The sequence below is a fragment of the Flavicella sediminum genome, assembly GCF_006381105.1.
Lineage (GTDB): Bacteria > Bacteroidota > Bacteroidia > Flavobacteriales > Flavobacteriaceae > Flavicella > Flavicella sediminum.
The window spans coordinates 1-931 of the sequence record NZ_VDET01000020.1 but is presented as its reverse complement, the minus strand read 5'-3'; the positions used below and the strand labels follow the sequence as shown (position 1 = coordinate 931).

Sequence of the window (931 nt, the reverse complement as noted above, 5' to 3'; positions counted from 1 at the left end):
TTAGTGTTCGGCTGAGAATCTTGCGATTATCAACTCCCACACTAACTTTATACAAAACCGTTGGCGACTATTACCCCTAAAAAAAAACTATGAAAAAATTATTATTGATTTTAGTATCAATTTCCTTTTTGAACTGTACATCACAAAATGACCAAAATATTGATGGGAAATGGTATCTTATAAATAAAAGTGGGTTCGTTGAATTTACTATCACGAAAGACAGTCTTATAAATCGAAAATTATTTTCTGATTTTAATAAAAAAAACAACAGAAAAAGAGCGATTAAAATAACAAAGAAAGTCTTTTTAAAAGACAGAATACTATTACTCGGAGAAAACCCGAAAAGCCCAAAAGACAATTATACTTTAATGACTTTAGTTCAGACTCAAGGGGGCAATTATATGAAATATGTATGGAACGGAATCGATTCTATTTCTTCAATAAAGACAATAACAAAAATCAATCAAAATGATAGTAGACAACTTTTAGGTTACAATTTATATACAAAAGAATATCTTGATACTTTGAAAACAATGAAACCTATTGATAATATGACAATAGCGGATTTTAAAAAATATTTAGAAATCTTTTCCGAAAATCTTAAAGTATCAATGACAGAATATAAAAAGAATATAAAAGGTAACTATGGACAAGCATCAAGTTTTAATTTTCAGATTGGTTTGCAAACTCTTCTGGAATTAGGATATAACCCTCGTCAAAATTCAGATACTATAAATTCAATGTTTTCCAAATTCATGAAAAATGATGATATAAAGGAATTTATGAAAACTCTTAACAAAAAATAACAGTAGCCAACACCGCATAAAGTTAATGTGGGTGTTTTTGGCTAATCAAAGGTTTGTGTTTTTTTATTATGTGGCTTCTACTTATTTATCTATTTTTAGGTCGACTAAGATAAAAACACAAAATA

Annotated in this window: 1 protein-coding gene; it reads left to right on the top strand. The window is 27.7% G+C overall.

All coding sequences use genetic code 11. The features are described 5' to 3' along the window. The first annotated feature begins 89 nt into the window (after positions 1-89). Entirely contained in the window at positions 90-806 is a 717-nt protein-coding gene (locus FGM02_RS15570; protein WP_139959427.1) for a hypothetical protein, read from the top strand. The last annotated feature ends 125 nt before the right edge of the window (positions 807-931 follow it).